The sequence below is a fragment of the Saprospiraceae bacterium genome (assembly GCA_016712145.1).
GTDB lineage: Bacteria > Bacteroidota > Bacteroidia > Chitinophagales > Saprospiraceae > Vicinibacter.
On record JADJRO010000001.1, the window covers coordinates 947065 to 970455 of the forward strand.

Below are 23391 nucleotides of genomic sequence, written 5' to 3' on the forward strand. Positions count from 1 at the left end.
TTGATTCTCCCTGTTAGAAATCAACTCTGTAAATCATACGACAAACAATTTTAAATTGTTTACAGTTCAGTGGCCAAATCCTTTAAGATTTCATCTTCCTGATCCGATTTAGATGTTTTAATCCAGGACAGGTGCTTTCTGTAATTTTCAAGCCAGCCTGGTTTTAGATTCAAATCGGATTCAAATTGATCCACCCAAGAATCGGTGTGTGCCTGTGGTTTAATCGATCTCATAAAACAAGAATTTAGGGTTAATAAATCATCTAATTAATGGGATACTCCAAGAGTGAGATTCGCTGCCTGAAGAAACTCATTTTTCATACTGCAAGATATTACAAAAAAAGCCTGAATGTCATCAGGGTAAACCCTGATTTTTTATCAGGGTTTACCCTGATTTTTTGATGATTTTTTGGAATTTACAATTTTTGATGCCTAAATTTCAGAAAATTAATGTGCGGATTTCGGCTGACTTATCAAAAATATTAACTAGGATTTACCCGTAAATACTCAATGACTCCACGAACGCTTCCAAATTCTTTGAGGAGTTCTCTGGCTTTTTCTTCGCGGATCGATTTAAATTGGAGGATCATGCGGACCGCTCGTTCGATGAGTTTCGTATTGGCCAATTGCATGTCCACCATTTTATTGTCGATTACCCTCCCAAATTGAATCATGAGGCAGGTTGAAATCATGTTTAAGAGCATTTTTTGAGCGGTTCCACTTTTTAATCGGGTGCTTCCGGTAATAAATTCCGGTCCCAATAGCAATTCAAAAGGAAAATCGGATTCTTTACTTACCGGACTGCCGGGGTTGGAGGTAATTCCAGCAGTAGTAATCCGGTGCTCCCGACAAGATTTTAGGCCATTTACTACATAAGGCGTGGTCCCGCTTGCTGTGATTCCAATGACCGTATCGAGTTCACTTACAAAAAAGGATTTTAGATCAAGCCAGGCTTGTTGCGTACTATCTTCTGCAAATTCTACGGCTTTTCGGATCGCTCCATCGCCTCCAGCAATGATTCCATTAAAGAGATCCGGAGCTACTCCAAAGGTAGGTGGACATTCTGATGCATCCAGTATTCCCAAACGGCCGCTCGTTCCGGCTCCGATATAAAATATCCGACCTCCTTCCAAAAGTTTAGGCAAGGTTTGATCAATGAATGTCGCAACTAAAGGCAATACGAGTTTAACAGCTTGAGCCGGTTTCTGGTCTTCAACATTCATGCATTCCAACAATTCGATGCTGCTTTTGTGTTCAAGGTCATGGTATAAGGAATCTTCTTCAGTCAAACGGATAAAATTCATGTTTTCTGTTTTGAAATGGCTAATAAACTCAGGTAGGTAACCAGTCCGTTTAATGGAAGGTTTAAATAACCCAACGAAAATCCATGAAACCAGTTTGCTGAATTTCGATCGATTACAAAAACAATCACGGGTGCCAAACAACAAAGAACGAATACCATGATCGAATTTGGCAAGCCTCGTTTGGAAAACAGGGCAAATGCATACAAGCCTAGCAGCGGTCCATACGTATATCCTGCAACTTTAAGAATTAAATCGATAATAGATTTATTATCAATCCATTTAAAAATAAATACCAAGAGTAGAAAAATAAGTGCAAATAAAAAATGGACCATCTTGCGTTTCCGGATTTTTTGATGCTCAGTGAGTTTAGCATTTCGATTGAAGCCCAGAATGTCTACACAAAAAGATGAAGTCAAGGCAGTTATTGCTCCATCCGCACTTGGAAACAACGCAGAGATCAAACCAACGACAAATAAAAGTGAAAATAAAACCGGCATTTTACCAAAAGCAATTGAAGGAAATAAATCATCTCCAGCCACACCTGGTACATTTTGATTTGCATACAATGAAAGCAGTCCTCCTAAAATTAAAAAAAGGATGTTAACAATTACCAACACCACACTAAAACTCAACATGTTTTTCTGAGAGTCTTTCAAAGTTCGCACACTGATGTTTTTTTGCATCATTTCCTGATCCATTCCTGTCATGCTAATGGTAATGAAAGCACCTCCAATCAGGTGTTTCCAAAAATTTGAACCAGCCATAAAATCTCCGTTGTACCATCGTAAGTAATTGGCTTCATTCATTTGGATTACTGCTGTAGAAAGCTAATATCTAATTGATTGAGAATAATAAAAATGCAACTAACCAAGGCGAGCAACATAAAAAGGTTTGAAGGGTATCGGTCCATACAATTGTTTTAACGCCACCCTGCATGGTATAAATCAAAATCATAAAAAGAATAAAAAATGCAGTCCAGTAAAATGAAATTCCCAAATCATTGAGTAAAAAGAGTTGCAAAACATTGATAACTAAAAACAACCTAGCGGTTGCTCCAACCGTACGGGACAAAATAAAAAAGGAAGCACCCGTTTTATAAGCGATTCGACCCAACTGCTCATCCAGAAAATGGTAAATCGAACTCACCTGCATCCGATAATAAACAGGAAGCAATACAAAGGCTACCACCAGATAACCTAAAAAATAACCCATAACAACTTGCAAATAATAAAAACCCTGAGAACCTACGGTCCCTGGCACAGAAATAAATGTCACTCCAGATAAAGAAGTACCAATCATTCCAAATGCAACAACAAACCAATTTGAATTGCGCTTGCCAATAAAAAAACTTTCATTGGATTGGTCTTTCGAGGTTGCGCGTGCAATCCAAAGCAAGACTCCAAAATACAAAAGCAAGATGCTACTTAACCAATAACTAAAATGCATAAAATGAATTGATCAACAAAGAAACTTAAATAAATTCAAAGTTGATAATTTGTTGTTAATCCTGTTTTCAAATTAAAACGTCGGAATTAAAATTACTTAATTTGCAAATGACCATGCGAATCATCAATCTGTATCGGGATTCATTTGCTGGATTGAATATCAATTCCTGGTTGCTTGCATTGGTACAATTAGTCAACCGTGCAGGCACGATGGTCGTTCCTTTTATGTCTATGTATATGACACAACACATTGGAGTGAGCATTACAAAGGCAGGTATGGTAATGACTTGTTTTGGATTAGGCTCTATCGTTGGTGCCTATTTTGGAGGCAAGCTCACGGATCGTATTGGATTTTATAATTTAATGCTGTTTTCTTTAATTGCCGGTGGTTGTTCGTATATTTTTATTTCCTTTTTTGAAAATTATTATTTGATCTGTCTTGCAACGTTTATTGCTTCTGTAATTAATGAAAGTTTCCGACCTGCAAGTATGGCAGCAATTTCTGCCTACAGCAATCCGGATACACTCACCAGAAGTGGATCACTTGTAAGATTGTCAGTTAATTTAGGATGGGCATTTGGTGCAGCTATTGGTGGCTGGATTGCATCGCATAATTATCAATTATTATTTTATGTAGATGGAATCACCAATATTTTAGCAGGTATTTTGATATTTTATAAACTACCCCGATTGGAAATTAAACCAAAAAGAGAACACAGTGCGTTGAATAAACCTGTTAATCAATCTGCATTTAAAGATCGGTTTTATTTATATTTTATTCTTTTGACCTGTTTGTTTGGACTTTGTTTTTTTCAAATATTTACAACACTCCCAATTTATTTAAAAACGGAATTATTCTTATCAGAAAGTCAAATTGGATGGGTATTGGGTATAAATGGTTTATTCATTGCAGCATTTGAGATGGTTGCAGTGTATTCACTTGAAAATGTCAGGAGATTGCGCTTGATTGCTTTGGGGACGTTTATAACGGGACTATCCTTTGTTATATTTAATGTGGTAACTATGGATGCATTTCGCCTGGGTATTTTATCCTCCGCAATCATATCCGTTGGCGAAATATTGGCCATGCCCTTTATGTTGGTCTTTTTTATGAAGCGAAGCAATCCGTCAAATATTGGTCAATATGCATCCTTGTATACAATCGCATACAGTGTAGCGCATATATGTGGCAGCTTTTCAGGAAGTGCTATAGCCGATCATTTTGGCTTTGAAACCTTGTGGTGGTTGGTAGGTGGTTTGTCAACACTTATCGGCCTGGCGTTCTTGTATTTGGATAAAATAGAATCCCGCTACCCTCTCAGCGTCCCTTTAAATGAAACCAGATTAGCCTGAAAGCTTTATCTTTGGCCCTTCATCTTAGCTAACTGCATACATGATTGATTCCATAAATAAACTGTTTCAAAGCACCTGGAGCATATACTTGATTTTTATTATATCTTTTGCCCTTTATGCCAATACCCTATTCCATGATTTTGTACTAGACGATCGGGTTGTATTTACAGAAAACCAATTTGTCCAAAATGGGTTCAGTGGGATAAGCAATATTTTCTCTAACGAAACCTTTGCCGGATATTTTAAAGATTCAGGCAGAAAAAGTACGGTTGGAGGGGGTCGCTACAGACCTTTGACCCTGGCATTCTTTGCAGTTCAACATCAAGTTTCCGGAAACAATCCATTCATTGCCCATCTTTTTAATGTACTCTTTTATGGATTATTAAATTGCATGATCTTTATTACGCTGGCTAAGTTACTAGCGTATCGATATCCAGATCAAGCTAAAATACTTGCAGGGATTGCGACTGTATTATTTGCCATCCATCCACTTCATACAGAAGTTGTTGCAAATATTAAAGGACTGGATGAAATTTGGTCTTTGTTATTTTCATTTTCCAGTTTATATTTTTTATTAAAGACCCTTGAAAGTAAAAAAATACTTCATGGAATTTTATCCGGAATCTTTTTTATGCTGGCTTTATTTTCAAAAGAAAATGCAATTGTATTTTTGGCATTGATTCCGCTTGCAATTTATTTATTTATTCCAAAAGAAATTAAACGCAGCTGGGTGGTATATACCCCATTGGTTATTTCTTCAGCACTTTTTATTGGAATTCGTATATGGGTATTGGGAGCTAGTTTTATAAATAGTTCCAGAAATTTTTTAGAAAACCCCTGGCTTCAGTTTCGCGGCGAACGACTTGTCGAAATGAATCCTGCTGAGAAATATGGAACCATTTTTTACAGTTTGTTGCGGTACGTTTATTTAAATTTCATACCCTACCCCTTGACACATGATTATGCACCTAAAAGCATTGCAGCTGTAAATTTATTTTCGCCTTTACCGATCCTGGCGCTTGGTTTGGCTGGTGCTGCTATCTTCTTTGCATTTAAATGGAGCAAAAGCAAACCCCTTTATTCGTGGTCTATCTTCTTATTTATCATTGCATTGATCCCAACGTCCAACCTATTCTTTTCAATAGGAGCTTATATGGGTGAACGATTTGTGTTTGTTTCCTCGTTGGGTATTTGCATGATGGCGGCTGCGTTCCTGCTTCGTTTTTTACAAGTCCGATATTCCTGGAGTATTTATTTATTACCGATTATCGTACTTGCTTTTTCAGCCCGAACCATTGCGCGAAATACTGCCTGGAAAAATAATTTCACTTTATTTAATTCAGACTACCAGCATTCTTCTAACAGTGCTAAACTAAATTCTTCCCTAGGATTTACCTTGTTGGAAAACTATCGAAAATCAGATGACAAAGAAGCAAACAAGTATTTGATAAATCAAGCTATATTTCATTTGAAAAAAGCACTGGAAATTTATCCAAAATATACGGATTGTGTGTTTTTATTAGGGAATGCGTATTACATAATTAAAGACCACAAAGATGCGGTAGCCACGTATGAACAATATATAACAATGGCTCCCGGGGATATGTCTATCATGAAAAATTATCAAAAAGCATTGCGCGAATATGGCCGGTTTTTATTTCATGAAGAACATAACAATCAAGATGCCAAACAAGTCTTGATCAAATCATTAAAATTAAATCCAAACGATGACCAGGCATTGGAGCTATTGGGAAGTGCAGAAGCTGAACTTGGATATCTTTTAAAATCACTTGAATACCTTTCAAAATCATCCCAAATAAATCCAAAATCTGCTTCTGTATGGGCAAATCTATACATTACTTACACGAGATTGGGTGATAAAGCAAATGCACAAATTGCGATTAATAAGGGTATGGAAATCGATAAAGATGTCGTTAAAAAATTAATGACTGTTAAAGCAAAGTAATCCTATTTTATTTTCCGGATTTTAAAGGAATCGATTAGCTTTTTATAAAAGGGATTACTCCATGTTTTGTTCCATGGTTCCATTTTAAAAAATAAACACCCGGAAGCCAAAGAACAGACTTTGACAATCCGATCTCTTTACTTGATTTGTCAAATTGAATAGCCTCTTGTTGTAAAATGTTTCCATTGGGATGCAGAATTGAAATCGTATACTTAGATTCAATATTAGAATTATGTAGAATTAAATGATCTTCAACAGGATTTGGAGCTATCAGGAAGGGTGTATGATTTTCTTCATTGGTAGAAGAAATTTCATCATTCAAAAATCGCATGATTAAGAAATTGATATTCGTACCATCCTTATAATTTCCAACCATCACAATTTTCTCATCCTGTTGCAAGGTAAAACTGGGTGTATCATCTGTCAATATATTTACAACATCCAGAGATGCCATTCCATTGTTGCCAAATTTTGGATCAATGCTGCCATCTTTATTAAAACGCGCCACAACGAAACTGTTTTTTGTAAGAATATTATTTTCACCACACACTAAAAGTTTACCATCCTTTTGTTGTTTCATGTACAAACCAAAATCAACCGGTCCTTTGAAATCATAAGTTAATTTTCCACCATTCCCAAAAGACTGATCCAAACTTCCATCTGAATTGTATTTTGCCAATGCAAAATCATAATTTGTAATACTGTCGCGTACAGTACCCGACACATAAAAGGAACCATCCTCCTGAATAATTGAAGAATAAGCCACATCTTGATTACCGGCAAAATCAGTTTGCATGCTGCCCATGTTTCCAAAAGATGAATCTAAACTTCCATCTTCATTGTATCGAACAAAGGCAAAATTTGCCTTTGGATATACTCCGGAACAACCGCTTAAGAATATTTTATGGTCTTTCTGAATAAGCATATCAAATGGAATATTTTCACGGGTCTTGAAATCATAATATGTCCAACCCGAATGATTGAAACTGGTATCCAGCGTTCCATCCGGCAGAAATCTTGTAACTAAAAAATCAACATCCAAAGTGTCTATCACACCGATGCATCCAAAGACATATTTTCCATCCTCTTGCAAATCCATATTGAGAATGCCCGTTGAACGACCATATTTAAAACTTAGGACGCCTTGATTTGCAAATGTTTTATCGACACTTCCGTCTAACTCAAGCCTGACAACAAAAGAAGTTGTATTGGGACTTAAATTGGAATACCCACCAATTAAAATTTTATTTTCAGGTAAATAATGAATGAATTCCACATTTTCCTGGGTAGATCCAAAATCTAGAACCACTTTCCCTTGATCGCCAAAACTTCCATCCAATTGACCGTTTTCAAGGTACCGTGCAATTATAAAATCAAATGAGCCAGAAAACCCATTGGAACGACCTCCAACCAATATTTTTCCATCGGGTTGAATCGCAACACAACCACTTTGATCTTTACCCCCAAAATCGGTATTCACCCATCCCCCATTTCCAAAGGAAGGATCCAATTGACCCGATTGGGCCATTAGGAAAGTTAGATTTATAAGAAGCAATGTTAAAATTCCAAAGATCCATTTCATATTAAAATAGTTTGAAGACATCAATTACGTTCGCTCTCAATTTTAAAAATACAGTTAAATTTCCAAATCCAAGACCCCTTATTTGCCCGTTATATCTATTGACAAGTTAAGCTTAACGAATGCTTAACAAAGCGATTATAATGATTTTAGCTTTTCAACTGTTTTAATTGAAATTCTAACACATCATGTTGCTCAATTTAATCAGTCTTTTCAGTAATTTACTAATTCTATTCATTCCAGATACCAAAGCGACTGTGATTTTGGATAAAACACAAAATCAATACAAGAAAATGGGCGGCATGGAAATCTTTTTTGATTACGAACAAGTTGAAAAAGGAAAATCTACTGGACAGAATAAAGGGCAGCTTTTATCAAAGGATCATAAGTATCGACTGATTCTAAAAGATTTTGAAATTTATAATAATTCAAAAATACAATACACCTACTTAAAACGAAACAAAGAAGTTCAAATCACCAATCCGGAAGAATCTGAAAACAAATACCAACCTGCACAATTGGCAGCGATTCACAAAGCGGGTACCCATCAAGCCAAATACATTAAACTTTATAAAAGCAAGGGCAAGAATAGTCACATCATTGAATTGATCCCAGAATCAAAAACGGAAGCCATATCAAAAATAACATTATACATATCTGAAAAAACAAATCTTATCGAAAAAGCTGAATGGCAGGAACTAAACGGTGCTAAAACCATCGTAGTGTTTACAAAGACCGTTGCTTCCAGATTGATAGATGATGCAGCATTTGAGCTTAAAACAGATGCCCTGAAAGGCGTTCACATCGAAGACCTTAGAGACGAGTAGTCGAGATTAAGATTATAATGGCTTTTTAATCAAACAACATTCATCCCTGAAAAATCCTGCTTCAATAGCTCAGAAAACCTCAAATATTCGCTACATTCATACAAGGATTATATCTTTGAGCCTATGTTTTTAAAAGACAGCCTCATCCATTTAATTGCTACAACAAGTTGTAAAAAATTGAATCGCAAGTACTTAAATGGAGCTGACAATCAGGACCGACAATTTAAAACCTTAATTCACACTGCAAGAAATACACAATTTGGTCTTGATCATGATTTTAAATCCATTCAAAATTACAATGATTTTAAAATGCATATCCCCGTCAGGGATTATGAAGATTTTGTTCCCTATATAGATCAGATTCGCGATGGCAAACAAAATATATTATGGAAAGGACTTCCAAAATATTTTGCCAAAACTTCCGGGACCACTTCAGGTACTAAATACATCCCATTAACTAAAGACAGTATTAAAAATCATTTGAATTCGGCAAGAAATCTGTTATTGCATTACGCCGAAAAACGTCCTAAAACGCAAATTTTCAATGGAGACATGTTTTTCCTTTCAGGTTCACCTGAATTAAGTTATACGAATAATATTGCGATTGGAAGATTGTCTGGAATCGTAAATCACGAAGTTCCTTATTGGTTTAAATTCAATAAGCAACCGGATGATAAAACGAATCGAATTCAACCTTGGGAGCAAAAAATAGAACGCTTGGTTTCCACTATGCATACTCGGGATATCCGTGTTTTTAGTGGTATACCGCCTTGGATTCAAATGTTTTGTGAACACTTGCTCAATTTTACCGGCAAATCCTGTGTATTGGATGTGTTTCCAAATTTAAGTCTCTATATACATGGTGGCGTAAATTATACACCATACAAGCAAAAGATTCAACAGTTAATTGGTGGATTCATCGATTTAATTGAAACCTATCCGGCAAGTGAGGGATTCATCGCCTATCAAACGGATTGTGAAGAAGACAACATGCAATTGGTTGTCCACGATGGGATATTTTATGAATTTATAGAGAAAGAAAAGATCCAGGATCCGGATGCAGAACGATTGAGTCTTGCAGAAATTCAACTCAATCAAGACTATGCGATAATTTTAAGTACAAATGCAGGATTATGGTCCTATTTGATCGGTGATTTAGTTCGTTTTGTTTCAAAAGATCCACACCGGATTAAATTCAGTGGTCGGATCAGTCAATTTATTTCTGCTTTTGGCGAGCATGTCATTTCTAGTGAAATTGACCAGGCGATCAGTTACGCACAAAAGAAACACCGTTTTGATGTCGTAGAATTTACCGTTGCACCTCAGATAAGCCCGGCTGATAACCGATCAGCTTATCATGAATGGTTTATAGAATTTTCAGAAATCCCTAAAAATATCCATGAAATAGCTCAAACCATTAACGGGCATTTATGTGAATTAAACAGTTATTATAAGGACTTAATTGATGGGAATCTTCTGGACACTTTAAAGATCCGTCCCATCCGTAAAAATGGTTTTCTCGATTACATGCGACAGGCCGGCAAATTAGGCGAACAATTTAAGGTTAACAGGCTCAGCAACGACCGAAAAATGGCCGATGTGCTGGTAAAGGACATTTTAAGGTAGGAGAAAAAGACTATAGACTACAGACTATAAACGCACTCTTTTGATTGCTTTCTTAATACTTATCCCCCTGAAATTCCGTTTATTGTATTAAATTTGCGCCTCCATGAGAAGATCATTACTTTACGCCGGTTGTCTGTTTTTAGTAGCTTTTATAAGTTGCAGGTCAAGTTTTGAAAAAATTCGGACCAGTTCGGATCCGACTTTGATTCTTAAAGCTGCTGACAAGTATTACGATGACAAAGCCTATATAAAAGCCCAAACCTTGTATGAGCAAATTTTGACTTCCTTTCGTGGGCAAAAAGAAGCTGAAATCATTTATTTTAAATATTCTTACACCCATTATTATTTAAATCAATTTGATTTATCATCCCATCTTTTTAAAACTTTTGCAAATACCTTTATCAATAGCGATAAAAAAGAAGAGGCCGATTTTATGTCAGTATACTCTTTGTACAAAACATCACCAGGCTATCGATTGGATCAGAGCAATACTGAGAAAGCCATTGATGGTTTTCAATTGTTTGTAAATACCTATCCAAATTCAAAGCGTGTTGAAGAATGCAATAAATTGATTGATGAGTGTCGTGCTAAAATTGAGTTTAAATCTTTTGAAGCCGGGAAGCTGTATTATGATATGAATAATTATCAGTCCTGTGTCACGAGTCTTAAAAATGTTTTGAATGATTTTCCTGAAACTAAAAATGCCCGGGAAATTCGATTTCTCATTTGTAAATCAGCTTATTTGCTTGCTGAACACAGTATTTTTGAAAAACAAAAGGAACGCTATTTGGAAGCCCGGCAATATATTGAAGATTTTATTCAAAGGTATCCAAGCGGGAAGACTACCAGTGAAATTAAGGACTACAATAAAAAAATAAACGCTAAATTAAAATCAACGGATTATGATAGATATCAAAACACAAGTGCAAGGAATTAATCCTAATGTTAAGGCTCGTAACATTAAAGACTTTACCAGTGCTACAGGTAATATTTATGAAACCATCAATGTTCTGGCTAAACGCGCGAATCAATTAACTAATGATATTAAAGAAGAGTTGGTTGACAAATTAGAAGAATTTGCATCTCATTCAGATACGATTGAGGAAGTACATGAGAACAAAGAGCAAATTGAAATTTCAAAATTTTATGAGAAATTACCCAATCCTGCAATTATTGCAACAGAAGAATACCTCGAAGGAAAAATAGAATTTCACTATAAAAATACCACACCCGATTCCGAATAATTCAGAACGATCTTAGGTGTCAGTCCAGCAAAATTTATTGGAAGGGCGTAAAATAATCCTCGGCATAACAGGCAGTATCTCAGCCTACAAATCTGCTATACTCCTTCGTTTATTGGTTAAAACCGGTGCAGAGGTTCAAATTATTTTTACTGAAGCAGCCAAAGAATTTGTAGGCCCGCTTAGTTTTTCAACCTTATCAAACAAACCGGTACTTTCTGGATTAAGCAATGATCAAGAATGGGCCAAACATGTAGATTTAGGGCTATGGGCAGAACTGTTTGTGATTGCTCCAGCCAGTGCCAACACGCTTGCCAAATTAGCCAATGGCATTACCGACAATTTACTGACTGCCGTTTATTTATCTGCTAAATGTCCGGTAATGCTGGCGCCTGCCATGGATTTGGATATGTGGAAGCATCCCGCGACTCAAAAAAATATTGCCCAACTTAAATCCTATGGAAATCATTTGATTCCTGTTGGGGAAGGTCCATTAGCAAGTGGATTGATTGGTCCCGGACGATTGGCCGAGCCAGAATCCATTTTTCGGGAAATTGTACACTTTTTTAATCCGAATCAAGCCTTGCTTGGTAAAAAAATACTCGTAACAGCCGGACCAACGCATGAGGCGATTGACCCAGTGCGGTTTATTGGAAATTATTCTTCTGGAAAAATGGGGATTCGATTGGCTGAGGAAGCGGTTCGTATGGGCGCACAGGTAGAACTTATAATAGGGCCAAGCAAAGAAGCCATTTTTGAAAGTCCAAATCTGCGAATTACACGAATTGTAAGTGCTCAGAATCTTTTATTGGAAGTTGAAAAGCGGATCCATGAAACGGATATCTTCATATTAGCTGCAGCAGTTGCTGATTTCCAACCCGACCACATAGCTGACAATAAAATTAAAAAATCGAAGCATCCTGATTTAACAATTCGATTAATTCCAACTCCAGATATTGCTGATTTTATTGGAAGCCATAAGACAGACAAACAGTTTTTATGTGGATTCGCCCTTGAAACAGACGAACTTGAAAAAAATGCAGCCATTAAATTAAAAAACAAAAATATGGATATGATCGTTATGAATTCGCCAAACGATCCCGGTGCCGCTTTTTATTCGGATTCAAACAAGGTCAGCATTTTGGATAAGTCAGGAAAAATAAGTTCCTTTGATTTGAAGTCCAAAAAAGAGGTCGCGATCGATATATTAAATGCCATTCTTGAAATTAAATAACATGAAAGTATTCTTAACGACCTGCCTGATTTGTATTCTGTTTGGTTCCTCACTTAGCGCACAGGAACTCAATGCATCGGTTCGGGTAAATGCTCCTAATCTTGGATTAAGTGATAAATCCATCGTCAATCAAATTGAACGAAATGTAAAGGATTTTCTAAATAATCAGAAATGGACTCAAGATGTTTTTGAACCCCATGAAAAAATAAAATGCAATTTTCAAATTACGATCAGTGCAGATAAAGGAGATAACAACCTTTTATTAGATATTGCGGTTCAAGCCACCCGTCCGGTGTTTAATGCGAGTTATGAAACCGCTTTATTAAGCATTATTGACAAACAAATACCTGTAATATTTGATCCTTATAAAAACCTGGAAAATTCTAAAGAAACCTATTACGATAATTTATCTGCGGTATTGACGTATTATGCCTATCTTATTTTGGCATTGGATTACGACAGTTTCAGCTTGGAAGGCGGTGAAGCACATTTACAGTTACTAAATAATATGTTGAATGTATTGCCTGCTTCCATCAAAGGGGCGGATCCATCCTGGTCGCCTACCAAAGACAAAAAAAATACAAGGTATTTTCTAGTGGAGAATTTATTAAATCCAAGGATGAAAGGATTTCGCAGAGCGTATTATGAATACCATCGCCAATGCATGGATCAGTTTGCCAAAGATCCAAGCGGTAGCCGTGCGAGTTTAGCCAACATATTAGAAGACATCGGACGGAGCAATTCCTCCTATCCGGATACGTATTTAATAAAAATGTTTACTTATATGAAGAATCAGGAAATCCTGGAAATCTTCAAACAAGGAAATCCACAAGAAAAGAAAAAAGTGTATGATGCCATGATCCAAATGGATCCAGCCAATACAAGTAGTTACGAACCCATGATAAAATCTTGATGCTAATTTAATAATACATGAAGAAACGAAAAATAGCCATATTTGCTTCAGGCAATGGAACCAATGCAGCCGAACTAATTAAACATTTTAAAAACCATCCGGACATTCAAGTTGGTTTGATTCTGTCCAGTTCAAGTAAAGCAGGTGTTCTTAAAGTTGCAAAAGAACACAATGTTCCCTCTTCCGTAGTAAACAAATCTCTTTTATCCAACAATGGATATACAACGGCTCTGCTGAATTTATACGATATTGATTTCATTGTTTTGGCAGGCTTTTTATTATTGATCCCACCCTTTTTGGTAAAACAATTTGATGGGAAATTGATCAACATCCATCCTGCTTTATTGCCCAAGCATGGTGGAAAAGGAATGTATGGATTGCACGTACACCAATCTGTAATAAATGAAGGCGATTTAGAAAGCGGAATTACCATTCATTATGTCAATGAAATGTATGACCGTGGTAAAATAATTTTTCAGGCCAAATGCAAGGTGGATCGTCGGGACAATGCTGAAAAGCTTGCAAAGAAAGTGCAGGAACTGGAACATAAATATTATCCAGAATGGGCTGAAAAACTAGTGTTGCAAACCCGTTTTATGTAGTCAATAAGCTATGTCCGCAGATTTAATAAAAATAGACCGTATTGAGCATATTCCTGATGAATATAAGGATACTCCGATAGCAGAATTATTGGCTTACCACAATTTAGGAAAGACCTATCAACAATATCAACAAGCGCAATTATTGATCGGGATGTGCATGGACAACCGCAAGCATTTATCCATTCCGGATAATTTTGCATACATCATCCGATCCGGAGGCGCCAATTTGAGGTACAGTGAATTTAGAGTTTCTTATGCCATTGCAGTGGGTAATGTGAGGCATTTAGTTTTAATAGGCCACAACAATTGCGGCATGGTAAATCTCATGGCTCGTAAGGATTTATTTATCCAAGGCCTAATCACCAATGCCGGTTGGACCCGAGAGGAAGCAGAAGATCATTTTTATCACTACGAACCCATCCATGAAATCGGCAATGAAAAACATTTTATCATCAGCGAAACCAAACGACTTCGTTTACGTTACCCCAATGTCATCATAGCCCCTTTGATGTATTTGGTGGAGGATAATTTGTTGTATTTGATAGAAGAATAATATTGGCTCTCCTAAAATAATTTTGAAATTCACAAGAACGTATGAATTCTATTCTTTGTCTTAAGTAAATTGTTTAAGATCTATAAATTATCTTAGCGGGTATAAATTTAATACCTATTGATCTTGAACAATAAATACCTATTCAGTTTATTAATTTCTATATTCCTCCAAATGCTCAATGCACAGTCTCCATTGGCAAATTATAGTTTACTAGACATGGACAATGGACTTTCATCGATCAATTTAACTTCTGTTTGCGTAGATACTAATAATTTTCTATGGATTGCTTCCGCTAATGGACTTCAGGTTTATGATGGGAATACTTTTTATAAAATACCATATGGCCTTGGTAAAAAAATATACTAGGAAACAAAGTTCAACTCTTAGTTAAGCTCAATGGTAAATTTATATTGGCTGGAACCGATAAAGGAATCAGTAAAATAAATACGGAAACCTTTGAAATTGATAATATTCAATTTAATGCTAACAAAGCACTGGCAAAAGCAACCAATCGCATACAGGATATTAAAATTAGAAAGGATTACTCTTTTTGGGTAGTCACTACAACTCATGTTTTTTTACTTTCTCCTGAATTAAAAATACTCCAATCTTACGCCTTCCCATTCTGGATGCAACAAAAAGCAATCCCATTTCAACCCAATCGAATCATAGAATTTCCAAATCACAAAATTTGGGTAATAGGTCCTGTAACCCAAGTAAAAAATGCAAATGAACAATGCGTTATTTTTGAAATTGACCCAAAACAACATACTATAATTGAAATTGATTCAATTCCATTTAAGGACTACAATCGTTATTTATCGATTAAACAAATCAATGAGTTTAGTGCATTGGTTGTATATGATTCTTATTGCGGTCAAGCCGAAGTTATAGAATTTGATTTAATTCATCATAACCAAACAGCAATTCTTCATAAAGCTTTTCAATATGGAGATCATGTTCCTTTTCTCAGCAATGTTTCGAATGATGAAATTGGCATCACCACTAATAATTGGGACGAATACTTAATTTATAATTCAACCAGTGGCAAACTGGAATCAATCGTCCTAAATCCTTCTCTATTTATTAGACAATTGATACAGCATGAAAACTATTATTTCGCTGCCACAGACAGTGGGTTAATGATAACAACCCCTGTCAATACCTTGCTAAATTTTAATGAATGCAGCGGCATCTTTAAAAATTGGACAATCTATCCGACCAGTACTTTTGAAAATGATAGCGCACTTTTTCAGTGTTATTTATATACAGGAGTATCCATGTATAATAAAGTCAGTCAAAGTTGTAGTTTTTATCAACCCATCTCCCCAATCGATAGTCAAACTGAAATTCATAAAATTTTTCTCCTCGATTCCAACAATTGGCTGGTATGCGGAAATCAATGCTTTCAGTTTGATCCTTTTAAAAACAAAGCCAGCTTGATTAGTAAAACAACAAATGAAGTTTACCCATTTGAAAAACATACTTCCAGCGTTTTCCTCGATTCCAGGAATGAATTTTGGTTTGGCACCGTCTATGGAAATGGAATCTTCCGCTACAACCCAAGAACTAAAAATGTAATTCATAAGGATCTTAAATCCATAGATTCCATGGCGCATTTTCTAACCTTTAATACGATTCAAGAGGATAGCTCTGGAAATATTTGGTTTGCATCTGCCTTGGGGAACGGTCTGATAAAATGGACGCGGAAAACGGATCATTATTCACTAATACTTCCTGACAATAAACCAGGCACTTATTTTTATCCTTCCATTTCAAAAATGATTTTGGATCAAAGTGGATATCTCTGGATTGGCACGGAAGGAGGTGGAATCTATCGCTTTCATCCTGACAGCATGTACTTTGAAAATTTCACCCAAAAGATTGGATTGCAAGATAATTTTATCACTTCATTAACCACTGATTGTTTGGGTAAGATTTGGGGAAGTAATTTGTCGTATTTATTTAGATATGACCCTATGAATTCTTCTACATATTTTTTTACCAAGAACCATGGCATACCCAGTACTGAAATTACGGTCTCCAGAGTCAATGGACAAAATTGCAAACTACATTTAAAAGGACCTCGATGGAATTATTATTTAGAACCAGAGTCTTTTCAAATTCCGAAACCAATACCCTCCCTTTTTATAAGGACCTTGAAAGTAAATGGAAATGAAATTGAGTACAATAAAAAACTGGAATTAGATTATGATCAAAACAATCTGGAAATCGAATTTGCACATGCTAATTTATTAGATGGAAACATGGAAAAGTACTATTACCAGATTTCTGATAAAAATAAAGATTGGAACTTCTTTGGAGATAAATCTACACTTCGTCTTGTCGGTATAGGGTATGGATCTTATCATCTCAGCATTCGAACCTGTCAAAATGGAAATGTATGCTTTGACACATCCATTTTACATTTTAAAGTAAACAGGCCTTTTTGGAAGTCGCCACTATATTATGGGTTAATGGCCATTTTGGTTGCAGGTTTCTTCCTGTTTATTATAGTTTATGATTACAGATTGAAAATTTCAAAAATTGAAAAAGAACGGGACAAAGAAATACTTCGGAATAAAATTGCCCAGGACATTCATGATGAAGTTGGATCCAGCCTTACTAAAATTGCTTTAACAGCACAAGTTGCTTCACGAATTGCCAATTTATCACAGGAGGATTTAAAAAACAGGCTGACACATGTTGCTAAAGATGCTAAAATTGCATCGTCCCAGTTACGTGAATTGGTGTTTTCCATTAACCCCGATTTCGATCATTTTGATGATATGCAGGCCTATTTTCAAGAATATTCCCGCTTGTATCTTGAAGATTCCGGAATCCAACTCTTTTTTAACTTGCCAAAAAGTAATTCACATACCTTGATACATCCTGACATTAAAAGGCAATTGCTGTTACTATTTAAAGAAGTTCTTAATAACATATTAAAACATGCCAATGCGCACCAAGTATGGATACAACTCGAAGAATTAGACACTAAAAGCTATTTACTTGAAATAAAAGATGATGGAAAAGGATTTGACCCTAAGCTTGCAGGTAAAAGTAGCAATGGAATGCGAAGCTTAATTCAACGAACTGAATCCATTTCAGCCACTCTAAAAATAACAAGCAAGTTAGGAACTGGTACTACCATTCGGGTCATTGGACCACTGCAATTTGGCAATGGCCATTCAGCCTAACAATTCCTTTCATACGAATGTGGTATTTTAATTTTTGATTTTTTTATTGAATCTTGCAGCTTGAAACAATTGAAGGATATAATTAAGGTAGCGCTCGTTGAAGACGATGCAGAAATCCGTAAATTGACAGCCAGCCTGATCAATATCTATCCTGATTTGGAATGCATTGGTTCGTTTGGCAGTGCCGAAGAATTTGAAAACAACCTAAGTACCGTCAATCCCGATATCGTATTGATGGACATCGGTTTGCCTGGAAAATCAGGCATAGATTGCATTCGCGATAGCGCACAAATAAAAGAATCTATACAATATTTAGTTTACTCAGATCATCAGGACTCCAGAGAAGTGTATGATGCGCTAGCTGCCGGTGCCAATGGCTATGTATTAAAAGGAACCACGCCAGAAAAACTCGCAGAAGCCATTCGTGAAATGCACCAAGGTGGCTCCCCGATGTCCCGTCAGATTTCAAGAATGGTTGCCAGTTCGTTTAAAACCAACGAAAAGAAACATCCAGATTTTGAAAAACTAACACCTCAGGAATGGGAAGTGCTTACACGACTGGAACGCGGCCTAGCCTATAAAGAAATCGCTGCCGAACGATTTGTATCCGAACACACCGTACGCTCTCAAGTCAGAAGTATTTATGAAAAACTTCATGTACATACGAGGACGGATGCTTTGAATAAGTTTCATAATAGATAAATATTTCTGATTCCATTTAAGGAACCATTCTTTCTAAAAGTATACTTCAATGTGAATTTCATACGAATGTGGGATTGCAGGATAATTTAGATTCCACCACTTTTGCCCTAACAAAAAATATAATATGAAAAAACAAATTATTTTAGTAATTCTATTATTCACATTTCTTGGAAACCAAAATAGCACTTTTGGTCAAGCTCCTGCAAAAAAAGCTCCCTCAACCATTATCACAACAAAAACGATCGGAAATGTAAATGTAAACGTTGTTCCAGCAAGTATGCTTACAAAAAGCAGCAATGACATTAAACTATCCAATGGAAAAAAAGTCACTGCGCTGGCATCAAATGGCACTTTAACAGGAGTAGTTATTGATGGTGTTACCTACAAGACAGTAGGCTCATCGACTATTAATGGGTTCTGTGAAGGCAATACTTGTAAATGCCAAGGCATCGAAGAATGTACTAAAATGTTAGGTCCTGATGGCCCCTGCAAATCTTGTTTGGATTGTGCGCTGTGCGATGAATTTCATAATTGCGTATGCATTAAAAACGTAACTAAAAAAGCGCCAAAAAATAAAATAAAAGATATTAAAGCAACTACTCCGATCACAACAACTAAAAAATAAAACATGAAACATTCTCTAAATATTTTAATGCTATTGGCTATTGCAATAAGTGCTTTTGGTCAGAAAAAAACACAGGTAGCCGTCGCAAAAAACGGTCTATTTATTAAATCTTGCGAACGCGTTTCTGCCGGTATGCAATCATGTACTTTGTGTGAAGACAAAGAATTAAAAAAGAATTGCAAAACATACACCTGTGATGATGCAGGACAATGCGCCCAGTTTAAAATAGGAAACCTAACTTTAAAATCACTTATACAATCAGCAAAGGTCCAAAATATTAAAGGTATCCAAAAGGAGGCTACAGGTGTTGGACTTACAGACTATTACATTCAGGAGGGAGATACCCGAACCTATATATTCAGAAACGAAACTACTTTAAGTTTAGATGCGTACACAGTTCCAAAAGGAACCAAGATTGCAGCTCGGCCTTCGCAACCTTCTCCAGAAAACAAAAGCTGTATAAATGATTGTATAAACATCGGCAATCTTTGCGACAGAAATTGTGGGAACAGTACCCTTTGCGTGTCAGAGTGCAAAAAAAGCAGATTGGCTTGTGCAAGGATTTGCAACAAATTTGTACCAAAATCCACAATAAGCATTTCTATTAAGGGAGCAAAAGGATCAAGTGGTGTTAAATTATTTGACTAATTATATGTTTAAACTTATGAATACATTATATCATTTCAATCTCATTTTATTCTTTATTGCAATCATTGAAAATTATACCTTAGGTCAAATGCCAATAATGATTAATGAAACCAAATTATTTACAAAAGTAAAAATTAAATTAACATCAGATGTAGCATACATTACCGCATGCAGTGATGCCAAATTAATTAAAAACTGCAAATCTTACTTTGCATCTGGAGCCGGTGACTATCAAGAAACAACGCTTACAAGCACAGAAGTAAATAGTATAGCTAAATTCAAGAACTTGTCAGGTTTGAAAAATGTAAACACAGAGAAAGTTAACAAAAAAGTTAGTTTATCTTATATTGACAAAAGCAATGCAAGGGTTTACTTCTTTGGGCACGGTAAAAATTTAAATATTGTTGAATTCACAACCCATCAAGGAACTATTTCTAAAAGACCTGCATCCTCCCCTGAAAAATTAAAATGCCTTCAAAGTTGTAAAGATGCACAAAATGCATGTTGGACAACTTGCTTTATTGCTCAGGACTATGCTTGCCTGGATGGATGTTACATAAGTTATCTTGGTTGCAATGGGATATGCGATAAAGATAAATATATTAAGAAGGTTCAAATTGCTTTGAATAACATTCTGGTTAAACCTATTTCACTTCAAAATTAATTTTATGAAATCAATATTAATAATGACGCTTTCTCTAATATGCCTCTATCCAATATGCTCGCAAAATATTCAAACAGTAGATGGCAAAAAAATGTTTATAAAAAGCAATGAAAATATTACTCCTGGTTTTAAAATATTCAACCTTTGTGAAGAACAAAAGGGATCAAAAAACTGCGCAGAATTTTACCTAAAACCAGATGGTAGTTACTCGAAATTACCAATAACAAAATCTCAATTGATTAACGCTGTCAAAACAAATAAATTTAGTGCTATAAAAGATATTAAAAAAATTGCTTTCTCTGGTAATTCAATTTACTATTTTCAAAATACAAGATACAACACATACTTAGCATTTGACGAAGCTTCAAATTTAGTAATTTTTCCAGTCAGCACAAATGCGGACCCAATAGCAATAGGACGAAAAGCAGGCATAAGCCCTGAAGAAGCATTAGATAATAAATGCAATAAAGCATGTCCAATTAATCTTCCACCGGGATGTCCAAATGACGTTTCAAAGGAATGCTGGCTTAGAGCTTGGGATAAAACTGTTCGTTGTATACTTAAATGCAAAGGAAAAATCCGCATGACCAATATTGCACCATTTGAAGGAATTGTCATCAATACTAAAGCCAATTAATTAAATTCATTTAATAATATTGCTAAGCCATGATAAAATTAATCATCAGTAGTATACTTTTAATTTTATGTAATTTAAATGGAATCAGCCAAACTCAAATCAAACAAAACCTCTTCACCAAATCCTGCGATACCGTTAGCACAGATAGCATGATTTGTATCAAATGTACGAATCCAGGTTTAAACTTAGGATGTAAAAAGTTTGTGTGTGATTTTAAAAATCATTGCATTCCGATGCCGGCTTTGCCTCCAAAGAATAAATCAAAAAATATTAAAACGACCTTGCCGGGTGGAACCCAAAAGAAAGGATAATTCATTTTTGATAACTTATTGATACAAAAAGCCAATCGCATGCCACCAAGCTTTATATCAAGGTCTAAGATGCACAGTTTACTGAGCTTGATGACCCTATTGCTTTATACTCATTCAGCAATGGCACAAGCTGAAAACCAACTTGAAGAGCAAACTGCCAATTACCTGAGTTACGCACCTGAGTTTTCTATACCGGTCTCCCCTGCTTTTGATTTACTAGGTGTTAATCCTTGTTTGGTGCCAAAGCCTTCCAATCTTCGAAATTTTAAAGTGGACTGGTCTTTCAAAAGTTACGGATTGACACCCAATCTGGCCATCCAAACGCAACCCATCAATGAGATTTATTTTAATACACCAAGTAAACTAAAGAATTATTACAAAAAATCAAATTTTCTCAAACGAATGTCCAGTTTGGATCTTTCCGCAGGGACCGTTGATGGGAATACAGAACTGGAAACAAAAACACTTACATTTAAAGATATTGAGGGCAATGATTCTATTGTAAACATAGAAAACAATTGGAGAATTCGCAGCTTTTCCTATGCCGCGAAAATTAATTTGTATAAGCAATACGAACCATTGGATGATAAACTTATTTTTAAAAATGTCATCCGAGAATACAGTGATAAAAAAGCAGCATTAAAGGATCAAATCATACAGCAGAAAAAAGCCATTGCCCAAACTTCGGACATGGAAGAAAAATCGCAACTCAAAGAAGAACTTAAGAGTTACGAAATGGAACTCAACGGATTGGATGATGCTTACATCATTCGCATGAAAAAGATCGTTGATTTGTATAAGGCAGAAAAATGGAATGCCAGTTACATCGATTTGGCTTTCGGACAAGCCTATGATTTTGACAGTAGGGATAGCAGTCTGCTAAAATTTAAAAACTTACACAAGGTAAGAAACTTGTGGGGCTTATGGATTAATGGCAGCCGAGGCTTTGGAAAAAACATCTTACTTAGTGGTGTTGCCCGATTAACCGGAGACAAAAATATTTTGATCAACGAAAAATATTATCAATTGGATTGTGGCATCAATTTTCGTTATGGAAACTACCGATACAATTTCTTTACAGAAATATTTAGTCCGGTTAACTTCAATCAAGGTGTATTTGATGGAAGCAAATTTGTATCCTTTGGCGGCGACTGGCGATTTAGCCGAAATGTCATTTTAAATTATGCCATGCGCGCATCGTTTGACGATGCCGGTAAATTGGAAAATATTATTCCAGTGGTGAGTGTTTCATGTATTATGCGTTAGGTCTACTTTAATAATTGGTTTAATTCAAATACGTTGTCTGAAGACGCTGCTTAAAAACTCCATTTAAAACTACAATAATATTAATGCCATGATCCCTAAATATTATTTCATTTTGATGCTTGGAATCCTTTTCTCACAATGCTCAGATGAAAATTCAAATCCTTTAGAATCTCCTATTTTTAGTCTATTACAAAGTCCCGGTATTAAAATTGATACCGTTACTCAAGCAGCAAACACCTGGGAATATGGTTTCAAATTTACCAGTCTTGTCAATGGAAAGTTATCAAAACTTGGCATTTTGGTTCCCGATACAGGTACCTATAAAGTCCGTCTGTATAATCTTAGTTCGAATACATTATTACTCGAACAAAACATTGCTTCAAAAAAAGTCAATACTGAATCCTTTGTCAGTATAAGCCCTATTGAAATTGCTACAGGTACCAATTTTGGTGTCAGCCTGGTAGCTGATGTATTTTTCAATGTGCGCAATGCAAATGGAGACGTGTTTAATTTTCCGATCACCAAAGGAAATATCAAGATCTTATCATTTAATGAAGATCCCTGTGGAACAAATGGCTGCCCGTTCTTCCCTGCTACTTCAGTCACTGCCCTCATCGCACCTTGTGTAAATATTGGCTTTACAGCCGATTAAATTAGCTAACAAGAGTCATTATAGTAATTCAGTCTCATTTTCTT

Annotated in this window: 23 protein-coding genes and 1 pseudogene; 20 read left to right on the plus strand and 4 right to left on the minus strand. The window is 35.8% G+C overall.

Annotation, left to right across the window (positions count from 1 at the left end):
* Nucleotides 1-59: 59 nt before the first annotated feature.
* The 3 genes and pseudogenes from IPK91_04140 to IPK91_04150 form a co-directional block, all read right to left on the minus strand.
* Entirely contained in the window at nt 60-233 is a 174-nt protein-coding gene (locus IPK91_04140) for a hypothetical protein (protein MBK8296467.1), read from the minus strand.
* A gap of 248 nt (nt 234-481) precedes the next feature.
* Nucleotides 482-1303 carry an N-acetylmuramic acid 6-phosphate etherase gene (locus IPK91_04145; GenBank protein ID MBK8296468.1) on the minus strand — a complete coding sequence of 274 codons (822 nt, stop codon included), beginning with the start codon at nt 1301-1303 and terminating at the stop codon, nt 482-484.
* Nucleotides 1300-2749, minus strand: a pseudogene (locus IPK91_04150) (sodium:solute symporter). Before IPK91_04150 ends, IPK91_04145 begins: the two are co-directional and overlap by 4 nt.
* 113 nt (nt 2750-2862) lie before the next feature.
* Here IPK91_04150 and IPK91_04155 point away from each other — a divergent pair.
* Both IPK91_04155 and IPK91_04160 read left to right on the plus strand, forming a co-directional pair.
* Nucleotides 2863-4101: an MFS transporter gene (locus IPK91_04155; protein MBK8296469.1), complete on the plus strand. Its 1239-nt coding sequence runs from the start codon at nt 2863-2865 to the stop codon at nt 4099-4101.
* Nucleotides 4102-4141: 40 nt separating this feature from the next.
* On the plus strand, nt 4142-6067 hold the full coding sequence (locus tag IPK91_04160; protein MBK8296470.1) for a glycosyltransferase family 39 protein: 1926 nt from the start codon (nt 4142-4144) through the stop codon (nt 6065-6067).
* A gap of 34 nt (nt 6068-6101) precedes the next feature.
* Here the strand turns inward: IPK91_04160 and IPK91_04165 are convergent, their stop codons facing one another.
* Nucleotides 6102-7649, minus strand: a complete 1548-nt coding sequence (locus IPK91_04165; protein MBK8296471.1) for a hypothetical protein — start codon at nt 7647-7649, stop codon at nt 6102-6104.
* Between the two features lie 185 nt (nt 7650-7834).
* Between IPK91_04165 and IPK91_04170 the strand changes: the two genes are divergently transcribed.
* From IPK91_04170 to IPK91_04255, 18 genes are all read left to right on the plus strand, one after another.
* Nucleotides 7835-8473: an outer membrane lipoprotein carrier protein LolA gene (locus tag IPK91_04170; protein MBK8296472.1), complete on the plus strand. Its 639-nt coding sequence runs from the start codon at nt 7835-7837 to the stop codon at nt 8471-8473.
* 123 nt (nt 8474-8596) lie between these two features.
* Nucleotides 8597-10099 carry a GH3 auxin-responsive promoter family protein gene (locus tag IPK91_04175; GenBank protein MBK8296473.1) on the plus strand — a complete coding sequence of 501 codons (1503 nt, stop codon included), beginning with the start codon at nt 8597-8599 and terminating at the stop codon, nt 10097-10099.
* Nucleotides 10100-10202: 103 nt separating this feature from the next.
* Complete coding sequence (gene bamD, locus IPK91_04180) at nt 10203-11036, plus strand: outer membrane protein assembly factor BamD (protein ID MBK8296474.1); 834 nt, start codon at nt 10203-10205, stop codon at nt 11034-11036.
* Complete coding sequence (locus tag IPK91_04185) at nt 11002-11343, plus strand: DNA-directed RNA polymerase subunit omega (GenBank protein MBK8296475.1); 342 nt, start codon at nt 11002-11004, stop codon at nt 11341-11343. Before bamD ends, IPK91_04185 begins: the two co-directional genes overlap by 35 nt.
* Nucleotides 11344-11380: 37 nt before the next feature.
* Nucleotides 11381-12574, plus strand: a complete 1194-nt coding sequence (gene coaBC / locus IPK91_04190; GenBank protein ID MBK8296476.1) for a bifunctional phosphopantothenoylcysteine decarboxylase/phosphopantothenate--cysteine ligase CoaBC — start codon at nt 11381-11383, stop codon at nt 12572-12574.
* Nucleotide 12575: 1 nt separating this feature from the next.
* On the plus strand, nt 12576-13487 hold the full coding sequence (locus tag IPK91_04195; protein ID MBK8296477.1) for a DUF4835 family protein: 912 nt from the start codon (nt 12576-12578) through the stop codon (nt 13485-13487).
* A gap of 17 nt (nt 13488-13504) precedes the next feature.
* A complete protein-coding gene (locus tag IPK91_04200; GenBank protein MBK8296478.1) occupies nt 13505-14089 on the plus strand; it encodes a phosphoribosylglycinamide formyltransferase in 585 nt (194 codons plus the stop codon).
* A 10-nt stretch (nt 14090-14099) separates the two neighbouring features.
* Nucleotides 14100-14642 (plus strand): carbonic anhydrase, encoded by a 543-nt coding sequence (locus IPK91_04205; GenBank protein MBK8296479.1) that lies wholly within the window; start codon nt 14100-14102, stop codon nt 14640-14642.
* A gap of 123 nt (nt 14643-14765) precedes the next feature.
* Nucleotides 14766-15008 carry a hypothetical protein gene (locus tag IPK91_04210; protein ID MBK8296480.1) on the plus strand — a complete coding sequence of 81 codons (243 nt, stop codon included), beginning with the start codon at nt 14766-14768 and terminating at the stop codon, nt 15006-15008.
* Between the two features lie 44 nt (nt 15009-15052).
* Nucleotides 15053-17842: a hypothetical protein gene (locus IPK91_04215; GenBank protein ID MBK8296481.1), complete on the plus strand. Its 2790-nt coding sequence runs from the start codon at nt 15053-15055 to the stop codon at nt 17840-17842.
* Nucleotides 17843-17902: 60 nt separating this feature from the next.
* Nucleotides 17903-18544: a response regulator transcription factor gene (locus IPK91_04220; protein MBK8296482.1), complete on the plus strand. Its 642-nt coding sequence runs from the start codon at nt 17903-17905 to the stop codon at nt 18542-18544.
* Nucleotides 18545-18668: 124 nt separating this feature from the next.
* Complete coding sequence (locus IPK91_04225) at nt 18669-19169, plus strand: hypothetical protein (protein ID MBK8296483.1); 501 nt, start codon at nt 18669-18671, stop codon at nt 19167-19169.
* Nucleotides 19170-19172: 3 nt separating this feature from the next.
* Nucleotides 19173-19817, plus strand: coding sequence for a hypothetical protein (locus tag IPK91_04230; GenBank protein ID MBK8296484.1), 645 nt, complete (start codon nt 19173-19175; stop codon nt 19815-19817).
* A gap of 16 nt (nt 19818-19833) precedes the next feature.
* Nucleotides 19834-20481, plus strand: coding sequence for a hypothetical protein (locus IPK91_04235; protein MBK8296485.1), 648 nt, complete (start codon nt 19834-19836; stop codon nt 20479-20481).
* A 4-nt stretch (nt 20482-20485) separates the two neighbouring features.
* A complete protein-coding gene (locus IPK91_04240; GenBank protein MBK8296486.1) occupies nt 20486-21118 on the plus strand; it encodes a hypothetical protein in 633 nt (210 codons plus the stop codon).
* 29 nt (nt 21119-21147) lie between these two features.
* Complete coding sequence (locus IPK91_04245) at nt 21148-21429, plus strand: hypothetical protein (GenBank protein ID MBK8296487.1); 282 nt, start codon at nt 21148-21150, stop codon at nt 21427-21429.
* Between the two features lie 39 nt (nt 21430-21468).
* Nucleotides 21469-22695, plus strand: a complete 1227-nt coding sequence (locus tag IPK91_04250; protein ID MBK8296488.1) for a hypothetical protein — start codon at nt 21469-21471, stop codon at nt 22693-22695.
* An 88-nt stretch (nt 22696-22783) separates the two neighbouring features.
* On the plus strand, nt 22784-23347 hold the full coding sequence (locus IPK91_04255) for a DUF4082 domain-containing protein (protein MBK8296489.1): 564 nt from the start codon (nt 22784-22786) through the stop codon (nt 23345-23347).
* Nucleotides 23348-23391: the final 44 nt, after the last annotated feature.

Coding starts and splice junctions, on each gene's coding strand:
- IPK91_04240 (MBK8296486.1), top strand. CDS start 20,486: ATGAAATCAATATTAATAATGACGCTTTCTCTAATATGCCTCTATCCA.
- IPK91_04155 (MBK8296469.1), top strand. CDS start 2,863: ATGCGAATCATCAATCTGTATCGGGATTCATTTGCTGGATTGAATATC.
- IPK91_04170 (MBK8296472.1), top strand. CDS start 7,835: ATGTTGCTCAATTTAATCAGTCTTTTCAGTAATTTACTAATTCTATTC.
- IPK91_04225 (MBK8296483.1), top strand. CDS start 18,669: ATGAAAAAACAAATTATTTTAGTAATTCTATTATTCACATTTCTTGGA.
- IPK91_04205 (MBK8296479.1), top strand. CDS start 14,100: ATGTCCGCAGATTTAATAAAAATAGACCGTATTGAGCATATTCCTGAT.
- IPK91_04185 (MBK8296475.1), top strand. CDS start 11,002: ATGATAGATATCAAAACACAAGTGCAAGGAATTAATCCTAATGTTAAG.
- IPK91_04140 (MBK8296467.1), bottom strand. CDS start 233: ATGAGATCGATTAAACCACAGGCACACACCGATTCTTGGGTGGATCAA.
- bamD (MBK8296474.1), top strand. CDS start 10,203: ATGAGAAGATCATTACTTTACGCCGGTTGTCTGTTTTTAGTAGCTTTT.
- IPK91_04195 (MBK8296477.1), top strand. CDS start 12,576: ATGAAAGTATTCTTAACGACCTGCCTGATTTGTATTCTGTTTGGTTCC.
- IPK91_04160 (MBK8296470.1), top strand. CDS start 4,142: ATGATTGATTCCATAAATAAACTGTTTCAAAGCACCTGGAGCATATAC.
- IPK91_04230 (MBK8296484.1), top strand. CDS start 19,173: ATGAAACATTCTCTAAATATTTTAATGCTATTGGCTATTGCAATAAGT.
- IPK91_04175 (MBK8296473.1), top strand. CDS start 8,597: ATGTTTTTAAAAGACAGCCTCATCCATTTAATTGCTACAACAAGTTGT.
- IPK91_04255 (MBK8296489.1), top strand. CDS start 22,784: ATGATCCCTAAATATTATTTCATTTTGATGCTTGGAATCCTTTTCTCA.
- IPK91_04145 (MBK8296468.1), bottom strand. CDS start 1,303: ATGAATTTTATCCGTTTGACTGAAGAAGATTCCTTATACCATGACCTT.
- IPK91_04250 (MBK8296488.1), top strand. CDS start 21,469: ATGCCACCAAGCTTTATATCAAGGTCTAAGATGCACAGTTTACTGAGC.
- IPK91_04165 (MBK8296471.1), bottom strand. CDS start 7,649: ATGAAATGGATCTTTGGAATTTTAACATTGCTTCTTATAAATCTAACT.
- IPK91_04245 (MBK8296487.1), top strand. CDS start 21,148: ATGATAAAATTAATCATCAGTAGTATACTTTTAATTTTATGTAATTTA.
- IPK91_04200 (MBK8296478.1), top strand. CDS start 13,505: ATGAAGAAACGAAAAATAGCCATATTTGCTTCAGGCAATGGAACCAAT.
- IPK91_04235 (MBK8296485.1), top strand. CDS start 19,834: ATGAATACATTATATCATTTCAATCTCATTTTATTCTTTATTGCAATC.